Source organism: Alkalihalobacillus sp. TS-13, assembly GCF_019720915.1.
Classification (GTDB): Bacteria; Bacillota; Bacilli; order Bacillales; family Fictibacillaceae; genus Pseudalkalibacillus.
This window is the reverse complement of the sequence record NZ_JAHKSI010000001.1, coordinates 619,941-643,680: the sequence shown is the minus strand read 5'-3', so window position 1 is coordinate 643,680 and position 23,740 is coordinate 619,941. Positions and strand designations below refer to the sequence as shown.

Here is a 23,740-nt window from a genome sequence, read left to right as displayed (position 1 = left end):
TAATCGTCAATCCTCTCAAACTACTTCATCATCCGAAGAGACAGAAATCTGTACTAGTTTAAGCTGAATTGACAGTAGTACAACTCAACACAACTCTTAGTGTACACTACAAGTTGAAAATACGTCAATCTTATTGATTTAACTTAAGTTAACTGGTGATTTCTAGTGCTCACCAATTCACAAAAACACGAAACTGTATTAGTATAGATAGACTGTCTGTATTAATACAACCATAAGAAAAATTATAGTACGAAAAACCATACTTCTTTACCTGTACTCATCAAGCTTAGCTGACTTCCTATGGCGGCGTCGCCACATTGATCGACACCCCATGTGTGAACCAACACAGAAAAAACAACTCTTTATTTGGTTCACGCCTCCTCGTGACCAATCGGTCCGCTTCCACTTTTTTGTTTGTCCGTATGAAAGCTCTATACGACCCCCGGAAAGAGAATTAATTTCACAGAAATAAAGTGGCAACCAAAAAGAAAAAAAGCCAGCCATCTATACTTGGCCGGCTTCATTATTGAATATGTTTTTTCGATCAGGTTTCACTCTTATCTGATGTACTGAAACCTGCTTCTTTATAAAAAGCTTTTTTCTCATCATTATATCGATCCGTTAAATTATTGAAAGTATCTTGAGATTTAAGAACTTCCTCATATTTCTTGTTGAGTTCTTCCGTAAAAGATTTCAAGTCTTCAACTGCCAGGTCTTCCTTTTTCATCATTTCATATAATTTGCGATCCATGTTGAGTGCTTCAACATACACCTTATTCAACTCATTGTAACTTTCATAGCGCTGTTTCATCGTTTTTACAAGAGCATCCGCTTGCTTTTTTAACGGCTCTTCATCCAGTTCGTCCACTAAATTGTTCACTGATTTGAATTCATCGTATGCAGCATCGATGCTTTCTTTTTCTTTGTTGATTAATTCTTCTCTGGAATCTGCCAGACCAGCGGCTTCATCAGCCAACTTGCGAATTTGATCTATTTCTTTCATGCTCAATCCAAGCATTTCATTGAATAGTTCTTGTTCTTTCTGTTCAGCTTCGATAAGCGGCTCTTGCACTTCAGCAAAACCAGCTTCCAACGAGACCGTTTTCTCCAGATGATCATAAATTTTTTCAGACGCCGGCTCCCCGATCGTACAGCCTGAAGCGACCATTACTAATAAACAGAAACACATGAAAAATAAACATTTCTTGAAGTACAATATTGCTCCCCCTATCCCTCTCTCTAGTTATTTATGATATACGTTTCTGGAAACCTATACAAGATAAATTATACCGGACAAACTTATTAGTACATTATGTCTGGTTCAATCGATTTAGAACAGGTTCGTAAATAGTACATATTCTTTTTAAAACCCTTTTTTAAAAAGGCTTTGTTATACTCTGATTGTTGTTTTCGCGATATACACCCCCTCGCAAAAGTAAAACAATTTATCGCTTTCTTTACGTGCAAAAAGCAAGTTGTGTTAAAATTAATACAGTGCTTTAACGATGGTAATTTACAAATGAGACAGTTAGCTTAAGGAGTGGAAATTGATTTATGTTGACAATGAATGATGTTGTAAGAGAAGGAGACTCGATTCTTCGAGAACGTGCTGAAAATGTCGCCATACCTCCTTCTGAAGAGGATAAAGATACATTACAGAAAATGCGCGAATTTCTAGTGAAAAGCCAGGATCCTGAACTGAGTGCCAAATATAACCTTCGTCCTGGTATCGGTCTTGCTGCACCCCAAATCGGAGAAAGCAAACGGATGATTGCCGTTTTAGTTGAAGATGAGGATGGTCAATTATATGATTATGCTTTATTCAATCCGCGTATTATGAGCCATTCGGTTCAAAAATCATATTTGGAGGGTGGGGAAGGTTGCCTTTCAGTCGACCGGGATGTCCCTGGCTTCGTTCCCAGGTATTTTAAGGTGAAAGTCAAAGGCGTGGACATTAACGGTAAAGAAATCGAACTACGACTGAAAGGTCTGCCATCAATCGTTTTCCAGCATGAAATCGATCATCTGAACGGTGTAATGTTCTATGACCATATCAACAAAGATAACCCATTCGAAAGACCGGATGGCATATCTATTGGTAGATAATATCTAAGCAAAGAGAAAAAGGCGGATCCGAAACGGATCTGCCTTTTTTACCTCTCATTATCCAATTAGCCCCATTTTCCTCAATCCATGACGAATTCCATCATCATCGACTTCCTTCGTTATAAAGTCCGCTACTCGTTTAGCCGGTTCTTTACTATTTCCCATTGCAATTCCTGTGCCGGCGAACTCCAGCATTTCAAGATCATTCAGACCGTCACCGAATGCTACGACATCCTCTTGATGATAACCGAGATGAGCAATCATTTTTTCGATCCCGATCGCTTTCGATCCCGTTTTTGGCAATACATCCATTGAATACTGGTGCCATCGGATGAAATTGAAATCATTGTTCGTATTACGATAAAGTTTTTCTTTCTCTCCTGTTTCACAATACAGTAATGCTTGGAAAATCTTACGCCCTCTATAGAATTCCGGATCATGCTGTGGATGGACAAGTTTCAAATCATCCATCGATTTCTGGACATGCGGGTGCGCATCGTGTGTCGTTCTCCCTGTTTCAGTATTTAAGAATACCATTGGATGATCATGTTCCTTTGAACGAATGACTAATTCGTGTAAAAATGTTTCATCAAGCGGATTTTCGTAAACGCTTTGGTTTTCGTATGAAACATATTGTCCATTGAAGCTGACAAATCCATTAATTCCAAGCTCTTCAAGTAAATAATGGAACATGAATGGAGCTCTGCCTGTTGCAATCACAATAGGTACATTACGCTCCTGGAGCTCTTTTATCGCAAGCTTCGTACCTGCCGGAATTTTCTTTTGATGATCCAATAAAGTTCCATCTATATCGAAAAATACGATTTTATTTGTCATACAATACCCCTTTATCCTTGCTGTTTATTGCACTAGCTGCAAGCGGTTCGTTTTTAACAGCCTTTCTTGTCGATAGATACACCCCAACTAAAATCAGTACTAAGCCGAGTATCGCGTGTGCCGGTATGTGTTCATCCAAGAGGAACCATCCCCAGAACATCGCTGTGATTGGTACAAGATACGTGACGAAAGTAGCGAACTCTGCACTTCCCTTTTGTATCATATAGTAAAATAATAAATATGCTAATCCGGAGCCGAACACCCCAAGCCCTACGATTGCCATGAATGTACTCCAAGAAACAACTTGATTAAAGCTGAAAATGGATCCGGTCACACCCATGATCGCCAAACTACCGATTGCACCTGTAATTAAAGTGATCAACGATATCATCATAACACTAACACCTTGTAGATGTCTCTTCGTAAATTGCGAACAATAACCATAGCAAAGCGTAGCGGCTATCATCGTCCCCATTCCGATCAGATCTTCATTGATGAGCTGTGTCACATTCAAATCAATCAAGACCAAAATACCGATGAATCCAACAATAACACCCATCCATTGCTTGAATTTCAAGGTTATTGAAAACAACAATACACCAATTACACTCGTCCAGATTGGTGTAGTAGCATTGACAATCGAAGCCATACTGCTCGAAATCCTGGTTTCACTAATCGCGATCAATCCCCAGGGCAGGAGTGCATTCAACAAACCAACTAATAATAAGGCTTTCCATGGTAATTCTTTTAGGGACAATCCTTTTCTCTTAATAAGGATGATAAACAACAAGGTCAGTGCCCCAAGCGTACATCTGACGAACACAATGCCCCATGGTCCAAGATCTTCAACCAGTACCTTGATAAAATAAAAAGACATTCCCCAAATTAAACTTAAAGTGATTAATGCAGCATATAATTTCATCTTTTTCACCTTTTTCTTGCAGCCAGTACGAAACTGTGCCCAATCTATACCACTAATTACCTCGATAAATTATCACTCTGATTTCCATACTAAGTATAACACCACAATTGGAAAATTTGGATACGAGTTGCTCATGAAGGAGCCACGAAAAATTTTCACGTTTATTAAGGATAAATCTTTTCAGTAAGGAGGAATGGATGGGATGAAAAAATTAAGGGATCAGATCAAAAACAGATGGAAAGACTTATTCGGTTTGAAACAACGTGTACCGATGCTTTGATATTTCAATATTTGTTTTGATGAGATTAATTTGGTATCTTATGTATTCAGATACCTTTTTACATAGGCACCTTATCCTTAATTGCATAATCGAATCAAAAAAACATGAAAATCCAATAGAATTCATTTATAATATACGAAGATGATTCTAATTGAAAACGGTAAGGAGAGTTAAGCATGATTTACAAAGTATTTTATCAGGAGAACCTTCAAGAGGTAACAGTCCGTGAAGAAACGAAAAGCCTCTATGTTGAAGCAGACTCCGTACAAGCAGTTCGTTCATTCCTAGCTGATCGGAATTATAATATTGAATTTGTTCAAGAAGTGACAGGATCACATCTGGAATACGAACAGCAATCTGAAGATTTTGAATTGGAGACAAGATAACACATGAAATTCGTAAAAAATCATCAAACAGCAGTGTTCGCATTAGGCGGACTTGACGAAATTGGTAAAAACACGTATGGGATACAGTTTCAAGATGAAATCATTCTGGTAGACGCTGGAATCAAATTCCCTGAGGACGAGCTTTTAGGTATTGACTATGTCATTCCTGATTACACATACCTCGTCAAAAATGTCGATAAGATCAAAGGTTTATTCATTACTCACGGACACGAAGATCATATCGGCGGGATTCCTTATCTACTACGCCAAATTAATATACCGATTTATGGCGGTAAACTAGCACTAGGCTTGATCAAGAACAAATTGGAAGAACATGGTCTTCTTCGCAGAGCAAAACTATATGAAATCCAAGAGGATGACGTCATAAAGTTCCGTAAAACATCAGTAACGTTTTTCAGAACGACTCATTCCATTCCTGATTCATATGGAATCGTCGTCAAAACTCCTCCTGGGAACATTGTTCACACTGGGGATTTCAAGTTTGATTTCACACCAGTAGGAGAAGCAGCAAACTTGAACAAAATGGCTCAAATCGGCCAAGAAGGTGTTCTATGTTTGCTTTCAGACAGTACAAACAGTGAAGTTCCTGGTTTTACAATGTCAGAAAGCCGTGTAGGAGAAAGCATTCAGGATATTTTCCGAAAAGAAGATGGACGGATCATCTTTGCGACTTTCGCATCGAACATTCACCGGTTACAGCAAGTTGTTGAAGCTTCTATTCAACATAACCGTAAAGTGGCTGTTTTCGGACGAAGCATGGATTCAGCTATATCGATCGGTCATGAGCTTGGCTACATCCGTGCTCCTAAAGATACGTTTATTGATGCGAACCAAATCAACCGTATCCCTGATAACGAAGTGACGATCCTTTGTACAGGAAGCCAGGGCGAGCCAATGGCAGCATTATCCAGAATCGCCAATGGGACTCATCGTCAAATTCAAATCATTCCTGGAGATACAGTCGTTTTCTCTTCTTCTCCTATCCCAGGAAACACGCTGAGTGTAAGTCGTATTATCAACCAACTGCATCGTGCAGGTGCAAATGTCATTGCTGGTTCATTGAATGACATCCATACCTCAGGACATGGCGGACAACAAGAACAAAAACTTATGCTACGTCTAATGAAACCAAAATACTTCATGCCGATCCATGGTGAGTTCCGTATGTTGAAGATGCATACAAAACTTGCGATCGATTGTGAAGTTGAAGAAAAGAACTGTTTCATTATGGATAATGGTGAAGTTCTTGCGTTGAGTGAAAATGAAGCATCAATTGCTGGTAAAATCCCATCCGGTTCGGTCTACGTTGACGGAAATGGAATCGGTGATATTGGAAATATCGTTCTACGCGATAGAAAAATTCTTTCTGAAGAAGGTCTTGTTGTTGTCGTTGTCAGCATCAACATGAAAGAGTTCAAAATCGTCTCTGGACCAGACATCATTTCTAGAGGATTCGTATATATGCGTGAATCTGAAGACTTGATCAACGATGCTCAAGGGATTCTATCGAAACACTTGAATGGCATGATGGAACGTAAAACAACACAATGGTCTGAAATCAAAAATGAAATCACAGACGTACTCGCCCCTTTCTTATATGAAAAGACAAAACGTCGCCCGATGATTTTACCGATCATCATGGAAATCTGATTATCAAACGAGTGATCCTTTAATGGATCACTCGTTTTTTTTAGGCTTTGTTATACTTTACTTTTGATTTTTGCGAAATTCATTCCCTTTCCGCGGGCAAACGAAAAGCGGAAGTGAGCCGATTAGTCACGTAGGTCACTGGAAAACTGACAGGAGGCTCGAACCAAACAAAGACTTGGTTCTGCGTGTGCTCCCACATAAGGTGTCATTCAATGTGTCGACCGCCGCAGGAAGTTTGAAGTGATCCAAGTGACTGGTCGCTGAGCTAGTCATTACTTCCCTGCATTAACCCTCTTCCGCAAGCCTCCTCACTTGCACAGGATCTCAAAACAAAAATGAAACCATTTTCTCGTGTCTGCGATGAGAATTCTTAGAAGCTTTCCTTCTGCTGGCTTCGACGTTCACCACAGGATGTGGTGGCTGTTTGTCGAAGATATTTTTAAAACAGCGGGGTCTTGCTTGGCTCGCTGTTCCCGCAGAAGAGTCGCAAATTTCGCTTTAATCAAACTACAGTATGATTTAACAAAGCCATTTATTAGTGAGTTATGGAGGTCTACTAGCTATTCCGGTTATATTGTTGGGACGGTATTCGGACAATTTTGTGCTCTTTTCTCGTTCCTGTCCGAAGATACCTTGCATTCGGACATATTTTACGCATTTTCCTTTTACAGTTGGTTTTTACTAAAGTAATTTTCTGAAAAATATCAAGCTCATAAAAAAACCCTGATCTCAACATGTGTTGAAATCAGGTTTTCACTCAATCCATCAATAGATTTTTTTCTAATCTACTGATATCGTTATCGGCTCCGATTACGATCAAGATATCTCCTTCAACGATTGTTTGGGTCGCCTGGGGTGATACAATGATCTCTTCGTCACGCTTGATTGCTACCACGTTACATCCATAGTTCGCACGGACATCCAGTTCAATCAACGTCTTATCGTGCATTTTCTGGCTTGCAATCAATTCTACAATGCTATGCTGGTCGGACAATTCCAAGTAATCCAGAACATTATTGGACATGATGTTGTGTGCGATCCTCTGCCCCATGTCTCGTTCAGGATGTACAATCCGATCCGCACCGATTTTACGGACTACTTTTTCATGGTAGTCGTTTTGCGCTTTTACAGTAATATGAGCAACACCAAGTTCTTTTAAAATCAAGGTTGTCAGGATGCTTGCCTGAATATTGTCACCAATTGCAACGATGACATGATCGAAATTCCTGATCCCTAAGCTTTTGAGAACACTCTCATCAGTCGTATCCGCAATCACAGCATGGGTGGCAATCGAAGAAAACTCATTGACCCGATCTTCATCAATATCAATTGCCAGTACTTCCATATCATTATTGCTTAATGAACGGCAGATGCTTCCCCCGAAGCGTCCTAGCCCAATTACAGCAAATTGCTTTTTCATACTCATTCCTCCAATTGCCCTAAACGTTCAATCTCATCACATTGTACCATATTTTGAAATTATTTTTCTCGATTTCCTTCAACATATTTAGCATCGAAAAGGAACATTCGCATCAAAAGGATCAACGAAGGTATGAGCAAAAACAATCCTGCGATGAAAGCGATGACCAGAGCAATTCCCATTGTTTCGTTTGTGAACCCAGTATCGAGTGTGATATAAGGGTACAAAATGTACGGGAGATGGGAGACACCATAGCCGAAAAATGCAAACAAGAACTGCAGCATGACGAAAATGAACGCTGTTCCATACCGCTTGTTCTTATATACCAACCAAACTGCAATATTAAAACATATGAATGAGAGAATGAACATATATGAGTAATCGATCATTTTATTGAAATGGCCAATGTTATGTTCACGTAAGGCAAGAAACACCAGAAAGCTTGCAAGAATCGTTGGCGGGCTCCAAAAGAGCGCAAATTTCCTTAGAATCTCAAGTGCTGGCCAATCTTTCGCTTTGTTCGCATAAAAACATAGGAACATGGCGCTGATATACAAAACACTTACAATCGCCAGGAATACGACAGACCAGGAGTAAAAGCTTGTAAACAATTCTTTAACAAGAAAGACAACAGTCCCGTTTTCTTCTGTGATAAATCCACCTTCTGATATCGTAAGCGCAGTTGATAAGGAGGCTGGAATTAACAATCCGGTAGCCCCATATAGAAATGTATAGATATTACTATCCTTTGCTCCATAATTTCCGAAAGCATAAAATGATCCTCTGATTGCGAGTAAAACTAAAGCTATACTTCCTGGAACCAATAAGGCAGTCCCATAATAATAGGCTGTGCTTGGAAAGAAACCTACCAGTCCTACAAAAAAGAAGACGAAGAACACGTTGGTGACTTCCCATACAGGGGATAGATAACGGCTGATGATTGAATTGATGATGTGATCCCGTTTTGTGATTTTACCATAATAGGCAAAAAAACCAGCTCCGAAATCAATTGATGCCACAATCAGATATCCATATAGAAAAACCCACAGTACCGTGATCCCGAGTAATTGTATTTCCATCTAATCCCCTCCTTATCGATCCATTTCTTCAAATTCAGTTTCCGCCGGGTTACTCCTGAACATTTTTAACAATACCGTTGTACAAATCCACCCCAGGACGACATAAAGAACGAAGAATAAAATGAACATCGAGCCGACGTGTTCACTTGTGGTCGCCCCTTCTGACGTTTGCATGACATGCCATAGGATCCATGGCTGTCTTCCAACTTCCGAGAATATCCATCCACATTCAATAGCCAGCATTGCAAGTGGTCCAGCTACGACAATCGCCATCAAAAGATATTTAGAATAGGGGTTTCCTTTTTTCCATTTATACATCCATATATATTGAGCTGATAAAGCTAGCAGGAACATCCCGATTCCGACCATCATAACAAAAAGATAATGTATGAAAAGCGGTGCTGTTTCATCTTCTGGAAATTCTTCTAAGCCGATGACCTCCGAATTGGGATCTCCATGCGCGAGGATGCTTAAGAATTTCGGGAGCCTTAATCCATACTTCACTTCTCCATTCTCATCAAGAACCCCACCTACAATCAAGTCAGCTCCTTTCTCTGTTTCAAAGTGCCACTCAGCAGCTGCTAATTTTTCAGGCTGGTATTCAGCCAGATACTTTCCGGAAAAGTCACCAATTAAAGCAGTCGAGACTGCAAAGACAAAACCTGTCACCATCGTAAAATGCAACGCTTTTTTATAATATTCATTATTTCCTTTTTTCAAAATCATGAAGGCGGTTATCGCTGCTAACACAAATGTTGAAGTTAAATACGCTGATGATATCACGTGTGCGGCCTTAGTTGGTGTAGCTGGATTGAACATTGCAATCAATGGCTGGATCTCAGTGATCTGCCCATTTTCCAACTTGAACCCCTTAGGTGAATTCATGAATGCATTTACGGTTGATATGAAAAATGCCGACGCCGATGCTCCGATTACCACAGGCACTGAGAGCAACCAGTGGTAATAAGGGTTTTTAAACCGATCCCACGTGTATAGATAAATCCCTAAGAATATCGCTTCAAAGAAGAATGCGAATGTTTCTAAGAATAACGGCAGTCCAATCACCTGGCCAGCCACTTCCATGAAACTTGGCCATAACAAGGACAACTGCAAACCAATACATGTACCAGTGACAACACCTACCGCCACCGTTACAACGAATCCTCTCGTCCATCGTCGAGCTAGTAATCGGTAATGATTATCCTTTCTTCGGATACCTAGCCACTCTGCCCCACTGATGAGCAATGGGACCCCAACACCGAGGGTTGCAAAAATAATATGAAATCCTAGAGTTAAACTTGTCAATAAACGACTGAGCATAACGCTGTCTAATTCTGGCATTGTCGATTTCCCCCTCTGAACTACATTATTATAAATCTGGCTGAGTCCCTCTATTTCGGGAGATTGAGCCAAGTTGTCCATTTAACAAAGGCTTTTTAAAAGACTATTTGATTACTGTTACTTTACCCTATTTGCAATCTTCTACAAACGGAAAATAGCAAACAGATGTTACAAAATGATTCTAATCATGTGAAATATTTGTGAAATACATCACAATAAGTTTTGTGAGTATTATTTTATCAGGTTGCGTTTGTTTGTGAAACATTGAGCATTCAATGTATTTTTGTCGTTTTAGACATATATAGCAGGTTTTTAGACATATGAAGATTGTTTTAGACTTAATTAGAATTTTTTAGATTTATTAGACTTAGCTTAAGATTTTTAGACTTATGACGTCATTGGTTACGTTTTGTAATGAGATAAGCCAGCCACCTCGTGGTTTATCCATGTTTTCATGTCTGAATTAGCTTTTTATCTCTACAACTTATCCAAAACACTGCAAAAAAACCACGAACGGCTTTATAGCCATTCGTGGTTTCATATTTTTACATCGCATCCAGCATTTTGAATTGAGAAACGATCAGATCGTAATATTCTCCTTTTTGTCGCATGAGTGAATCATGGTTACCTTGTTCGATGAGATTTCCGTGATCGAGGACAAAGATGTTATCTGCCTCACGGATTGTCGATAGCCTGTGGGCAATGATGATTGCTGTTCGGCCTTTAAGTAACGTTTGCAATGCATTTTGGATTTTCAATTCCGTTTCAGTATCGATACTCGCTGTCGCTTCATCCAGAATCAAAATCCGCGGATCCGCAAGCAACGCCCGTGCAAAGGAAATCAATTGACGCTCTCCAACAGAAAGGACATTTCCTCTTTCTTCAACCTCAGTCTCGTATTGATTTTCCAGTTTTTCAATGAATGTACTTGCTCCTACTGCTTCAGCTGCATAGATCACTTCTTCATCCGTCGCATCTGGACGTCCGAAACGGATGTTTTCCATGATCGTTCCGGAAAAAATGAATGTGTCTTGCAAGACCACACTTACCTTCTGTCTCAAACTATCCAGCTTTACATCCCGCAAATCTACACCGTCAATTTTTACCGAACCTTTCGATGGATCATAGAATCGGCTAATCAGGTTTGCGATCGTTGTTTTACCAGATCCAGTATGACCGACAAGAGCTACAATCTCACCAGCTTCAATCGTCAAGTCTATTCCATTCAGTGCTTTACGCTTCTCATCATATGAAAATTCAACTTGATCGAATTCTATTTTTCCATCGATTTCATCAAAGGTGATCGCATCTTTCCGTTCAGACACATTTGGCTGTTCATCCAAAAATTCAAAGATCCTCTCACTGGAAGCCATCGCCACCAGCAATTGATTATATACTTGCCCCATTCTAGAAATCGGCTCCCAAAACATTCCTAGATAGAAAGCAAAGGTTACGAACACACCATAATCCATTCCATTTTGGATCAGATACACACCATACCAGATCAGGATGGCAGTTCCAATTGCATTGGACATTTCTACGAATGGACGGAATACTGCACTTTTCCGAGTGGCATCCTTCCAGCTTTCAAAGGTCTCCCCATTTACACCTTCGAAGAATCCCATGTTTTCTTGTTCCTGCGTATAGGATTGCGTGACCCGGATTCCTTGAATGCTTTCATTTAAATGCGAGTTAAGCTTCGCCTGTTTGATCCGGACCGTCTGCCATGAACGACGGATGTTACGTCGTAATTTTGTTGAGATGAAAAACATGATCGGCAAGACAATCATGATTGCCAACGTCAACTCTGGACTTAAGAAGAACATGATGACGATTATCCCTACAAGAAGAATGAAGTCCATCAATAGATTGATAACCCCATTCGTAAAAAGCTCCTGTAATGAATTGACGTCATTTATGATTCTGACCAGGATGGATCCCGCTGACCGTTGATCGAAAAATCGATGTGAAAGCCTTTGGATATGCTTGAATAATCCTTGTCTTATGTCATAAATAATGTATTGACCTAATTGATTCGTCCATTTGATCCGGAATGTATTCGCAATCCACGCTAAGATGTAAAGTCCTGCTATTCCGAATATCAATTGTATGAGCAGGGTTTCGTTCCTATCTTTGATTGCGTGGTCGAAAAGCAAAACCCCGATGAAGATCGGTACGACCAGGCGAACTGCTGTTGAAATCAACATCGCAATGATTGATTTCGGCAATAAGTTCGACTTATATGGCTCCATATACCCAAAAAGGCGTAACATTTGTGACCAGTTGAATTGTTTCTCAATTGCTTGATCCTGTGAATAATGAAATCGTTTTTTTGTATTGCTGCTCATCGTACCACCTCCTTATCCTGTCTGTCTTTCTTTTATTGCATCTTTATCTTTATATTGGATGTCATAAACTCTGCGGTACATTCCTTCCTGATCGATCAAATCTTCATGTGTACCACGTTGTGCAATCCGCCCATCTTCAAGCACAAGGATTTCATCTGCATGCTTTAAAGAAGAAATACGGTGAGCAATGATGAATGTTGTCCTGCCTTTCATTACTTCTCTGAAAGCTTTCTGAATCTTGAACTCTGTCTCCATATCAACTGCACTTGTCGCATCATCCAATATGAGAATACTAGGATCAGATAAAATAGCACGCGCAATTGCAATCCTCTGCTTCTGACCACCGGATAGCCCCATACCCCGTTCACCTAGGATTGTATCGTACCCATCCGGAAGCTCCATGATGAAATCGTGAGCTTGAGCCCTTTTAGCAGCATCAACGATCTTTTCAAATTCTATATCTGCGTCACCATATGCGATGTTGTCTCTAATTGATGAGGAGAATAGGAATGTTTCCTGCAGAACCACACCAACATTCTTCCTTAACGATTTGATGGAATACTCTTTAATATCCCTGCCATCAATCAATAAATTACCTTCCTTTGGTTCATAGAATCTTGAAAGCAGTTGAGTGATGGTGGTTTTACCTGCTCCAGTCGCCCCTAAAAGACCAACCGTGGTTCCTTTTGGCGCTTTGAAGGAAATATTCTTCAGTGCAAGTTCTTCTTCACTTGCATATTTATGAGTAACATTTGCGAACTCGACATCTCCATTTAACTCGTCGATATGCAGCGGGTCCTCTTTGTCCTGGATATCTTCCGGTTCGTCTAGGATTTCCAGAAGACGTTCACCCGAAGCTTTTGATTGGGAGAACGTATTGATTACAAAACCAAGGTTCATGATCGGCCAGATGATATACCAGACCAAACTGAAGAATGCGACAAGCTCCCCAGGATTCAATTGGTTATTGAAGACAAGAAATCCACCATAAGAAAGCAAGAATACAACACATAGGTTCCCGATCATTTCCATGAGCGGAAAATACTTCGCCCAAATATCTGAAGTGTTCAAGTAGTTATCCCGGTAATCCTTATTGTTATTGACGAATTTCCCGATTTCGAAGTCCTCACGTGAAAGGGATTTGATCGTATTAATTCCGCTGACATTCTCTTGGACTTTCGTATTCAAACGCCCCATCGACTTCCGGATTCCCCGGAATGCCGGATGGACTCTCTTATCGAAACGGTAGACAGCGACTGCTAAAAATGGCAGCATGCCTAAAGTGACGAATGCAAGAGGAACAGAATAGTAGAACATTACACCTAAACTGAAGGACACGAGCAATAGAAAGTTGATGACCTGCGCGAACCCGAAGGATAAAAAGAACCGAAACCCCTCGACATCAGCGGTCAAACGCGACATCAGGTCTCCGGTCTTCGCATTGTCATAATATCTGAACGGTAAGTACTGCAGTTTTTTATACAATGCCTCCCTTAGTCGATAGACCGCGGTGACACCGAATAAATCCCCTAAATACTGATGGAAGAAGGTTGCTGTTCCTTTGACCGCCATCACAATGATGAAGCCGATCGCCAGGTAAGGTATCCATCTGTATTGTTCATTGATGATCACTTCATCAATCGTGAACTGCAGCAGTATCGGATATATGACGGTGATACCTGATACAAATAATAATGAAAATACGGATAGTAAGAAATAGTTACGATAAGGCCAGTAAAATTCTTTCAAACGTTTAAAAGTATCCACAAAAGCACCTGCCTTTTCCTTTTATGTATTGTTTAAAAAGTCATAATATAAATAATATAACGGATTCCGAAATAAATAACCATAATTTTGCTTAAATTGTTAATTTTGAATTTGCATATTTACAATCCTTATTAGTATCTATCGGATAATAGTACCGGATCTTTAAATGAACTTCAGTTTTTATCGTTTATTCTTGCAAAAACCACTCCCTTTCCGCGGGCAAACGAAATGCGGAAGCGACCCGGTAAGTTACGCATTTCACTGGAAACCTGACGAGGAGGCTCTAACCAAACAAAGACTTGGTTCTGCACGGGCTCACTCATAAGGATGTCAATCAATGTGTCGACCGCCGCAGGAAGTTTGAAGTGGTCCAAGGGACTGGTCACTGAGCTAGATATCACTTCCTTGCAAGAACCTACTTCCGCAAGCCTCCTCACTTCATCCTGCTTGAAACCGAGTTGCACTTACCTGTTAACGGACACAGGAGACCTTATTTGACCAAAATAATTGTATATTACTAACTTAGCGGACACCAGGGACCTTATTTTACAAATATCATAGAAAATCAGCTGCTTTTTTAAAAATAACGGCTCTGGTGTCCGTTAACTGAAAACATGGTTGGCCGGGTCTCGCCTGGATCGCTTTTCCAGCAGGAGTGTCGAAAATTTCGCTCTATGGCTCTATCTACACAACTCCAAAAACGATTAATCAGAACTTTAATTGAACTAATTTTCTGAATTTATATGAAGAAAAAAATAGAGCCTAACGTTAAGTTAGGCTCTACCTCAAAATCTCCATTAAACGTTAAGTGTTTCTTGACCTGGCTTCCAGTTCGCCGGGCAAAGTCCACCAGTTTGAAGAGCTTGAAGGACACGTAGTGTTTCGTCTACGTCACGTCCAATGTTGTTATGGTTGACAACAGAGTACATGAGCTCGCCTTCTGGACTGATGATGAACAATCCACGAAGTGCTACACCTTCCTCTTCAATCAACACGCCATAGTCTTCAGAGACTTTATGGTTCGTGTCTGCAGCTAATGGGTATTTTAATACGCCTAATCCGTTATCGTCACGGTTTGTGTTGATCCAAGCCAAGTGAGTATGGATCGTATCAGTGGATACACCGATGACTTCTGTATCAAGGTCTTCAAACTCATCATAACGATCGCTCACCGCTGTGATTTCTGTTGGGCAAACAAATGTGAAGTCCATTGGGTAGAAGAAAAGGACTGTCCACTTGTCATTCTTCATATTTTCTTCCAGGCTTACTTTTCCGAATTCTTTGTTTGGAAGTACCGCATCCATTTCAAAGCGCGGTGCTTGTTTTGCTACCATACGTTCTGCCATTCGTAATCCCTCCAAAAAAATGTTTTTAATGCAAGAACGGCATTTACGCCGCTCTTTCCTCACAATTATTGTACATGCTATATTATAGTCTTTCTCTAGTTAATAGTCAATATTAAATGAGAATTAATTTAATATAGCACGCTCGACATGCTTACTATAACCAAAATTCGCTACAAGTAAACGCTTTAAGCATGTCCACTATTTATTCTAACGTGTTTCGACTACCATCTCAAAGGATATACTCATTATATGTCTTATCAATTGCGGCAAACTCTCAAATTTCGTTATAGTATTACTAGTCTGTTACTAGAGTCAAGGAGTTGATAACTTGGAAGAATTATTACTGAAGATTGATTGGGCCGAGATTTTGAAGGATGCTGGAATACTTACGCTGAAGTTACTATTCATCTTAATTGCGTTTCTAATCGTAAAAGCGATTGGTAACCGTATCATCAACACATCGTTTAAAAAAGTCCAGAACCGCAACAATATGTCAGCCGGACGGGCGATTACACTGAAAAGCATAACAAAAAGCGTCTTTTCTTATGCACTCATCTTTATTTTAGTAGTTGCAGTCATGGGAACTTTTGAATTAGATGTCACGGGTCTATTAGCTGGTGCTGGTATCATCGGTTTAGCAATCGGATTCGGTGCCCAGGGCCTTGTGAGTGATGTGGTCACCGGTTTTTTCATCCTATTGGAAAAACAGCTAGACGTTGGTGATTATGTAACGGCAGCTGGATTTGACGGTATTGTAGAAGATACTGGGTTGAGGACGACACACATCCGGGGATTTGACGGGACCCTGCATTATGTTCCAAATCGTGAAATCAGTGCAATCAGCAACCACACTCGAGGAAATATGAGAGCGCTGGTGGATATCGGTATTTCTTATGGCGACAATATCGATAAAGCGATTGGGGTCTTACAAGAAGCGTGTGACCGGATCGCCGAAACGAATGAAGAGATCGTTGAAGGTCCAAATGTCCTTGGCGTGCAATCGCTAGGTTCCTCTGATGTAGTTCTCCGTGTGATTGCCAAAACAAAGAATGATATGCAATGGGGCGTAGAGCGAGAACTCCGCAAAGCACTGAAGGAAGCGTTGGACGCAAACGGTATCGAAATCCCGTTCCCACATCAAGTCTACGTTCACAAAAACGAAAAACACTAATGTTTATATGACCTAATTTACGGGTACTCTTCTTGACAAAAGGAGGGTACTTTTTATGCCATATGATTCTCACGAAGAACTTCCTGATCAAGTCAAAAACAATCTACCAAAGCATGCACGGGAAATTTATAAAGAAGCGTTCAACTCTGCCAATAAACAATATGACCAGGAGAAAACTGCACATAAAGTAGCATGGAATGCTGTGAAAGAAAAATACGAAAAAAATGAAAATGACAACTGGGTAAAGAAGGAAAATTAAACGGTGCCAGGTACACTTTCAGATCCCTTGGCGCTGTTGACTCCCAAAAGTGTACCTGGCACCAAACAAAAACCCCGTTAGGCTGACTTCAGCTTGACGGGGCTTTTTATAGATTATCAATTTAACCTGTAATGATTTCACCGTAAGGATAGCGGACTTTACGGCGAATACTTGGTTTTGCAAGTATAAATAAAAGAGTTAGAGGACCGAGTTTCCCAAAATACATAAGCAGGATAATGACGAGTTGTCCGACTGAGGATAAGTCACCCGTGATCCCCATCGAAAGACCACATGTTGAAATCGCCGAAACCGCTTCGAACAAAATTTCAATGAAGGAGGAGTCTTCTGTAATCATCATGATGAAAACAGTGCTAAATAATATACCCAGCAAAATGACAGTTATAGCAAATGCACGGATAATGGTGCCATCACTGATCGTACGACCAAGAATGACCGCTTCACTCTTCCCTCTTAAAAAGGTCGCAACTGAGAGCAATAAAGCGATAAAGGTAGTCAATTTGATTCCTCCGCCAGTCGATGTACTTCCTGCACCAATGAACATCAGGATGATTGTGAAAAAGACTGACGCATCTTCCATACTACTTACATCCACGGAGTTTAATCCTGCCGATCTCGGAGTCACCGCCTGAAAATAAGAATTGAACAATTTATCGGAAAATGTCATCTGACCAATTGTTTTAACATTATTAAACTCCAATGTGAAAATGACAATCAATGCGACAAAATTAATTACCACCGTACCGATGATCATCAGTTTCGAATGCAGGGAAAGTTCCTTGAACTTCCTGCTATAGTAAAGATCGAGTATGACTGTAAATCCTAATCCGCTTAATACGAATAAAGTGGAGATGACCGTTAGAATAACAGGGTTGTTATTGTGACTGATCAGACTGTCGGACCATATGGAAAAGCCAGCACTGTTGAAACCTGAGATACTATGAAAAATACTTGCAAAAGTTCCCTGTTTCCACCCCATTTCCGGTACCCATAAAGACATCAAAATCAGTGCCCCGATCGTTTCTGAAACGAATGCAAAAATCAACAAAACTTTTACTAACCTGAGGATACCCCCATAGGATGATTGATTGAGTGCCTGCTGAATCAAAAGCATGAACCTTATCCCTATTTTTTTACTTAGCATCAGGACAATCAACACCGCAAAGGTCATGATTCCTACGCCGCCTGCTTGTATCAAGCATAAAATCACGATTTCACCGAACAGCGTGTAAACGGAACCTGTATCCACCACAACTAGCCCGGTAATCGTAGAAGCTGAGGTCGATGTGAACAAGGCGGTCAGCCAGGTGATCTCCTCCTCGGTGGCCATCGGTAATTTCAACAATAATGTTCCAAGCGTAATCAAGACAATAAAAGAAAACGCTAAAATTCTTGGCGGTGTCAAAACCACCCTTTTAATTCGTTTAGGTATACCCAGTTCATGTAAATCCATATGTAAATAACTCCTCTTAACTACATCAAACATTCTTGAGAACTAAGTATACCCAAATATGCCCATAATGTACATTTGAAAAAGAAAAGAGGACAGCTGATGCTATCCCCTAGTGTTGGTTCAAACGTTGGTCTACCTGCTGGCAAACTTCATCTGCCGTAAAGCCGTGTGCATTGATTACTGAACCTTTTGTAACAGCATTTTGGATCCCCATTACATTTTGATCCTGACCTGTGATTACACAGCAATCACAATCTTCAGCATCCTGTTCTTGGCGTAATTGTTTTACATCATATCCTTTACTTTGCAATGCCTCTTGGACATCTGTCAACGATTGTTCCACTCCGATTCTTGGCATTTCATCCACCTCCTCTGCGAATATTGTTAATGTAACCTCATGAAGGAGGTGTTATGCATAATATGGAAGCTTGATCTACCGACTTTAGATTAGTAAGGAGCGCTGCAAGATCTACTCCTTTTCCAGAGGGACCCGCACGAATAACCACCTTGAATCCAAATTGCACGTGCAATTGTACATCTATTTTTTCAGGACAATCGTTAGCGGACACAGGAGACCTTATTGCCTCACTATTTCTATGATTTACAAAAATAGCGGACACCAGGGACCTTATTTTGTGAAATTCATCCTAATTCATTCGGTTTGTTCTCACATAACGGCTCTGGTGTCCGTAAAATTTCTAAAACCACAGATTTTGCCACAAATAACGGCTCTGGTGTCCGTTAAATTTCTGCGAACCATCTTATTGATGGTACACCTGGGCCTGCCTTTCCTAAGTAACATCACATAACTTTCTCTAATAAAAAAGGCTGCTTTCTATAAGATAGTTGCTATTGAAATATTGTAAGCGGTAGAAATATACGGGACTCCTGCAGGCAGCGAGCCAGCCAAGACCCCGCATTTTTTTAAAAAGGGTCTCCGACTATAATAATGAACTTCGACTAAATACCACCTCCTATGGTGAACGTCGAAGCCAGCATAAGGAAAGCTTCTAAAAGTTTTCATCGCAGACACGAAAATGATTACATTTTTGTGTTGACATCCATGTGCAAGCGAGGAGGCTTGCGGTTCACCCTCGGAAAACGAGTATTTTTTTGTTGTAACCAAATAACAACAATCTTCACGAAAAGAGCGATGAAAAAAAGAGCCCCGCAAAGGGACTCTACTTACCTACTTCATTTTATTTTCTAAATAACCGATCAAAATGGTGGTAGCTACTTCTAATGCATCTTCTTGCGGTTCAATTTTCGAATGATGGAGGCCATACGGCGTGTCTACCCCAAGCCAAAACATGAATCCCGGTATTTCTTTCAAGAAGTATCCGAAATCTTCCCCTGTCATTGCTTTATCGACGACGCGTATTTGATATTGATGCAGATTACCTTCCATAAACTCACAAAATTCCCTCGTAGGTACAACATGATTGTTTACTTGATAATAGTTAGCACCATAATCAATGGCTGACTGACATTCAAAACCGGCTTCTACACCGTTTACCAGCGCTTCAATCCGTTTTTTTACAATACTCATCGCTTCTGGCGAGAGTGTACGGATCGTTCCTTCAATCCGAGCGTTTTCTGCGATGATGTTCTGCTTGGTTCCGCCTGTAATTTTACCGATGGTCACTACCGCAGAATCGAGCGGGTCCATATTCCGCGACACAATCGTTTGAAGCTGGGTGACTAGATGACTCGCTGCCACTACCATGTCATTCGCCTCATGGGGATATGCTGCATGCCCTCCCTTGCCTTTCAAATCGATGAAAAGCTCAGAAGTATTAGCAAACAGCAATCCTTCCTTAATACCAATCGTTCCTACCGGAAGATTCGGAGCGATATGCAATGCCATCATCATATCCGGACGCAACGCATTAAATTCATCACTTTGTAGCATCGGTAACGCTCCACCTGGACCTTCTTCAGCCGGCTGGAACACGAATAACAGATTGTCTTTCGGGCGGTTCTTTGCAAAATGTGACAATACACCCAAAGCGATAGACATATGAAAATCATGCCCACAAGCATGCATCATCCCAGGATGCTCAGAACGGAAATCATAAGTGGTTTCCTCGCTTATCGGCAATCCATCAATGTCGGTTCTGTAACCGATCGTCTGTTCAGGAGCAGAACCAATCACTTTCACCAGCAGTCCTGTCCTCCACTCCGTGATTTGAAGAAAATCTTGAGGAAGTGTATGAATGTATTTTAATAAAAATTGCTGGGTTTTCACCTCTTGAAAACCCAGCTCAGGAATCCGATGTAATTCACGTCGGATTTGTATTAGTTGTTCGAGAGGCATCATGTGTCGCTCTCCCCTTTATTAGTCTTCTTTCAATTGGCGAAGCTCTTGCTTGATTTCAGTCTTTCCTTTTGTCTTCTCATCAATCTTCTTGATGACGCGAGCTGGTGTTCCAGCAACCACGGACATTGGAGGTACATCTTCTGTAACTACTGCTCCTGCAGCGACAACAGAGCCTTCACCAACACGTACACCTTCCAAGATGACCGCATTCGCTCCAACGACAACACCATCTTCAACAACCACCGGGCTTGCAGAAGGCGGTTCAATTACACCAGCTAGGACTGAGCCTGCACCGATGTGGCAGTTTTTCCCGACTGTCGCACGCCCACCAAGTACGACATTCATATCAATCATCGTACCTTCTCCGACAACAGAACCGATGTTGATCATCGCACCCATCATGATGACTGCATTCTTTCCGATTTCTACTTGGTCACGGATAACTGCACCTGGCTCGATGCGTGCTTGTACACCTTTAAGATCCAACAAAGGAATCGCTGAATTACGACGATCGTTTTCTATCACATAATCTTCAATTGCTTTTTCATTCTTTTCGATTGCTTCTTTTATTTCTTTCCATTCACCGAAAAGTACTCCGGTATTCCCTGTAACGAATGATTTCGTATTTGGTCCGAAATCAATGCCCTCCAAAACACCTTTGATATGTACTTTTACGGGTGTAGACTTTTCACTATTTTGAATAAACGAGATAATTTCGTTTGCATCCATCATTTTCATGTGTGTGTCCTCCTCTAGGCTCATTTTTTCTTCCAATCGCGTTCATTTTATCGTACTTTCCTACGGATGTTAAGTATTACGTTCGATGTTTCATCGACTTGATCAAATCGATGAATGCCCGGACTTGCTTCAATTGATGGGAAGCCTCGCTATTGATGATCCAAGTGTCCCTGCTCAAAGGTTCACCATGCTCATTCAATATCGGGATTGTATGGATATTCCTGTCTTGCCTGGTCAAGCTTATTGAAGGCAGGATCGCATAACCAATACCATTCAATGCCATCTGCTTACATGTTTCGATCTGATCGACAACAATTGTCCGTTTAGGCGGAGACTTGAATTTCTTCACCCACCAGTCCTGTATCTCCTGATAATAAGTGGAATGGCTCTTAAATTGGATAAAAGGTCTGGAGGTATCGTTCAACTCCTCAAGAGATTGAATTTTCGTATCGACGAGATGAAGTTCATCACTCATCAAATGCTCTTTCGGTCCCTTCCAATCTGGATACCCCCGGATGATCCCAACATGATAATGATCACTGAACAGCTGCCGCTGGACTTCACTGCTCCAGCCTGTAACAAGTGAAATTTTCACATTCGGATACTGTTCCACATATTCCTTCAGAACATTTGGAAGCCAGTATTGACCGATGATCGATGCAACAGCGATCTTCAACGTTCCATGTACGACATCTCCAAGAGATAAAATTTCATCCTGCAGATCCTCTTCGGTTTGGAGGGTCTGGTTGACGAATTCAATCACCTTTTCCCCCGCTGGAGTTAGCGTCAATCCTTTTTGTGATCGTATAAAAAGCTTGGCTCCCCACCTTTGTTCAATCGATTGCAATCTCTGGCTCAGAGCTGGCTGTGAGACATAAAGCCGTTCAGAGGCTTTACGCATATTCAATTCGGCAGCCAACACATTCAATACTGTAAATTCGGTCATCTGCATGCACTGTTCACACCTTCACTGATAAGTTATTCTTATCATAGATCATAAAAAAACCGTCATTTTATTATAGCTGACTTTCCCATATGATAACAATAGACGCTAAAATGGAAGAAGGTACCATTATGACTCTACTATTAATCTTCATCGGTTTTGTGGCTACATTTATCGGCACACTCGCCGGAAGCGGTGGTCTCATCAATCTGCCAGCTATGCTGTTGGCTGGAATCCCTGTTCATAATGCCATCGCTTCTAACAAATTCTCCAATATGCTTAGTTCCTTTTCAAGTTTTTTCGTCCTCTTGAAAAGGAAGGAAGTAAAGCTGAACGCCGCTTTGAAAATCGCCCCTTTAAGCTTTATTGGAGGAATCATGGGCGGCTTAATTGCCTCTTCACTATCGGAACGGACGATGATCATCATCGGAATCTGCCTATTGATTGTCGCTTTTCTCACCTCTTTCATCAAGAAACCGCCACAACAAGAAGATGGACATGAAAAATTATCATTTTGGAGTTATCCGGGGTTATTCGGAATCGGCACATATGATGGCATGTTCGGACCAGGTCAGGCAACCTTCCAAATGTATCTTTTCTTTTATCAAGGAATCTCTTACCTTCGTACCATCGCTTATACAAGGTTCAATACTTTTCTAAGCTGTTTCGGAGGCTTCATCAGTTTCTATGTAACAGGATATGTCCGCTGGGATGTAGCAATCCCGTTATCAATCGGTTCATTGATTGGAGCTCAAGTCGCCGTCCGGCTTGCTGGTAAGTTATCAAAATCTGTAGTGAAATTGATCTTACGGATTATCACGGTGTTACTTTTCTTTCAACTGATCTATCAGTTTCTAGGGGGGAATTTATAGGATGAAAATTGAATTCAAAAGACTTCATCATGTTCAAATCTGTATACCCACTGGGGAAGAAGAGGAAGCTCGCAAGTTTTACAGCGAGGTGTTGGGAATGACTGAAATCGAAAAACCGAAAGCATTGAAAAAGAATGGCGGTTTATGGTTCCAGGTTGCGGACATCGAATTGCATATCGGTACGGAACCTTATACGGAAAAAAGTAAGAGACATCCTGCATTTGAAATAACAGATCTCGATAGGGTAAGAGATCATCTGCAAGCTCATGATGTCACAGTCAAAGAGGAAACTCAGATTCCTGGAATGAAACGCTTTTCGTTCTTCGACCCTTTTCATAATCGAATTGAATTCCTTGAAACACATAAAGAAAACTGGGCAAAGCCAAGCCATAGTGAAGGCTGAGCCATAGTTGCCACTTATACTGAAGACAGGATTTTTTACTTTCTTTAAGTAGTAAGGAAA

The 23,740-nt window shown here is 40.8% G+C and carries 21 protein-coding genes; 7 read left to right on the top strand and 14 right to left on the bottom strand.

Annotated elements, in window-relative coordinates:
• Window positions 1-544: 544 nt before the first annotated feature.
• The gene (locus tag KOL94_RS03170; RefSeq protein ID WP_221563964.1) at window positions 545-1,216 is read right to left on the bottom strand and encodes a YkyA family protein; all 672 of its coding nucleotides are present in this window, start codon (window positions 1,214-1,216) and stop codon (window positions 545-547) included.
• 338 nt (window positions 1,217-1,554) lie between these two features.
• Between KOL94_RS03170 and def the strand changes: the two genes are divergently transcribed.
• Entirely contained in the window at window positions 1,555-2,106 is a 552-nt protein-coding gene (gene def, locus KOL94_RS03165) for a peptide deformylase (protein WP_221563963.1), read from the top strand.
• A 57-nt stretch (window positions 2,107-2,163) separates the two neighbouring features.
• Here def and KOL94_RS03160 read toward each other — a convergent pair whose 3' ends face one another.
• Window positions 2,164-2,943, bottom strand: coding sequence for a Cof-type HAD-IIB family hydrolase (locus tag KOL94_RS03160; protein WP_221563962.1), 780 nt, complete (start codon window positions 2,941-2,943; stop codon window positions 2,164-2,166).
• Window positions 2,933-3,865: a DMT family transporter gene (locus KOL94_RS03155; protein ID WP_221563961.1), complete on the bottom strand. Its 933-nt coding sequence runs from the start codon at window positions 3,863-3,865 to the stop codon at window positions 2,933-2,935. Before KOL94_RS03155 ends, KOL94_RS03160 begins: the two co-directional genes overlap by 11 nt.
• Before the next feature lie 456 nt (window positions 3,866-4,321).
• Here KOL94_RS03155 and KOL94_RS03150 point away from each other — a divergent pair, with 456 nt between their 5' ends.
• Both KOL94_RS03150 and rnjA read left to right on the top strand, forming a co-directional pair.
• Window positions 4,322-4,531 carry a DNA-dependent RNA polymerase subunit epsilon gene (locus KOL94_RS03150; protein ID WP_221563960.1) on the top strand — a complete coding sequence of 70 codons (210 nt, stop codon included), beginning with the start codon at window positions 4,322-4,324 and terminating at the stop codon, window positions 4,529-4,531.
• Between the two features lie 3 nt (window positions 4,532-4,534).
• Complete coding sequence (gene rnjA / locus KOL94_RS03145; protein ID WP_221563959.1) at window positions 4,535-6,202, top strand: ribonuclease J1; 1,668 nt, start codon at window positions 4,535-4,537, stop codon at window positions 6,200-6,202.
• Between the two features lie 757 nt (window positions 6,203-6,959).
• On the opposite strand, the gene KOL94_RS03140 is transcribed toward rnjA, so the two are convergent.
• The 6 genes from KOL94_RS03140 to KOL94_RS03115 form a co-directional block, all read right to left on the bottom strand.
• Window positions 6,960-7,622 carry a potassium channel family protein gene (locus KOL94_RS03140; protein ID WP_221563958.1) on the bottom strand — a complete coding sequence of 221 codons (663 nt, stop codon included), beginning with the start codon at window positions 7,620-7,622 and terminating at the stop codon, window positions 6,960-6,962.
• A gap of 59 nt (window positions 7,623-7,681) precedes the next feature.
• Window positions 7,682-8,701 (bottom strand): cytochrome d ubiquinol oxidase subunit II, encoded by a 1,020-nt coding sequence (locus KOL94_RS03135; RefSeq protein ID WP_221563956.1) that lies wholly within the window; start codon window positions 8,699-8,701, stop codon window positions 7,682-7,684.
• A gap of 12 nt (window positions 8,702-8,713) precedes the next feature.
• A complete protein-coding gene (locus KOL94_RS03130; protein ID WP_221563954.1) occupies window positions 8,714-10,042 on the bottom strand; it encodes a cytochrome ubiquinol oxidase subunit I in 1,329 nt (442 codons plus the stop codon).
• Between the two features lie 545 nt (window positions 10,043-10,587).
• The gene (locus tag KOL94_RS03125) at window positions 10,588-12,390 is read right to left on the bottom strand and encodes an ABC transporter ATP-binding protein (RefSeq protein ID WP_221563952.1); all 1,803 of its coding nucleotides are present in this window, start codon (window positions 12,388-12,390) and stop codon (window positions 10,588-10,590) included.
• 12 nt (window positions 12,391-12,402) lie between these two features.
• Window positions 12,403-14,157, bottom strand: coding sequence for an ABC transporter ATP-binding protein (locus KOL94_RS03120; RefSeq protein ID WP_221563950.1), 1,755 nt, complete (start codon window positions 14,155-14,157; stop codon window positions 12,403-12,405).
• A 797-nt stretch (window positions 14,158-14,954) separates the two neighbouring features.
• Entirely contained in the window at window positions 14,955-15,503 is a 549-nt protein-coding gene (locus tag KOL94_RS03115) for a peroxiredoxin (RefSeq protein WP_221563948.1), read from the bottom strand.
• A 328-nt stretch (window positions 15,504-15,831) separates the two neighbouring features.
• On the opposite strand from KOL94_RS03115, the gene KOL94_RS03110 reads away from it, so the two are divergent.
• Window positions 15,832-16,674, top strand: coding sequence for a mechanosensitive ion channel family protein (locus KOL94_RS03110; RefSeq protein ID WP_221563946.1), 843 nt, complete (start codon window positions 15,832-15,834; stop codon window positions 16,672-16,674).
• Window positions 16,675-16,729: 55 nt separating this feature from the next.
• Window positions 16,730-16,933 (top strand): ChaB family protein, encoded by a 204-nt coding sequence (locus tag KOL94_RS03105; RefSeq protein WP_221563944.1) that lies wholly within the window; start codon window positions 16,730-16,732, stop codon window positions 16,931-16,933.
• Window positions 16,934-17,054: 121 nt separating this feature from the next.
• Here the strand turns inward: KOL94_RS03105 and KOL94_RS03100 are convergent, their stop codons facing one another.
• The 5 genes from KOL94_RS03100 to KOL94_RS03080 form a co-directional block, all read right to left on the bottom strand.
• Entirely contained in the window at window positions 17,055-18,404 is a 1,350-nt protein-coding gene (locus KOL94_RS03100) for a TrkH family potassium uptake protein (protein ID WP_221563943.1), read from the bottom strand.
• A gap of 109 nt (window positions 18,405-18,513) precedes the next feature.
• Window positions 18,514-18,762: a YkuS family protein gene (locus tag KOL94_RS03095; RefSeq protein WP_221563942.1), complete on the bottom strand. Its 249-nt coding sequence runs from the start codon at window positions 18,760-18,762 to the stop codon at window positions 18,514-18,516.
• An 831-nt stretch (window positions 18,763-19,593) separates the two neighbouring features.
• On the bottom strand, window positions 19,594-20,721 hold the full coding sequence (locus KOL94_RS03090) for an N-acetyldiaminopimelate deacetylase (protein ID WP_221567571.1): 1,128 nt from the start codon (window positions 20,719-20,721) through the stop codon (window positions 19,594-19,596).
• Window positions 20,722-20,742: 21 nt separating this feature from the next.
• Window positions 20,743-21,462, bottom strand: coding sequence for a 2,3,4,5-tetrahydropyridine-2,6-dicarboxylate N-acetyltransferase (dapD, locus tag KOL94_RS03085; protein ID WP_221563941.1), 720 nt, complete (start codon window positions 21,460-21,462; stop codon window positions 20,743-20,745).
• Between the two features lie 76 nt (window positions 21,463-21,538).
• Window positions 21,539-22,414: a transcriptional regulator CcpC gene (locus KOL94_RS03080; protein ID WP_221563940.1), complete on the bottom strand. Its 876-nt coding sequence runs from the start codon at window positions 22,412-22,414 to the stop codon at window positions 21,539-21,541.
• Between the two features lie 122 nt (window positions 22,415-22,536).
• Here KOL94_RS03080 and KOL94_RS03075 point away from each other — a divergent pair, with 122 nt between their 5' ends.
• Entirely contained in the window at window positions 22,537-23,277 is a 741-nt protein-coding gene (locus KOL94_RS03075) for a sulfite exporter TauE/SafE family protein (RefSeq protein ID WP_260412185.1), read from the top strand.
• A 1-nt stretch (window position 23,278) separates the two neighbouring features.
• Complete coding sequence (locus tag KOL94_RS03070) at window positions 23,279-23,680, top strand: VOC family protein (RefSeq protein ID WP_221563939.1); 402 nt, start codon at window positions 23,279-23,281, stop codon at window positions 23,678-23,680.
• Window positions 23,681-23,740: the final 60 nt, after the last annotated feature.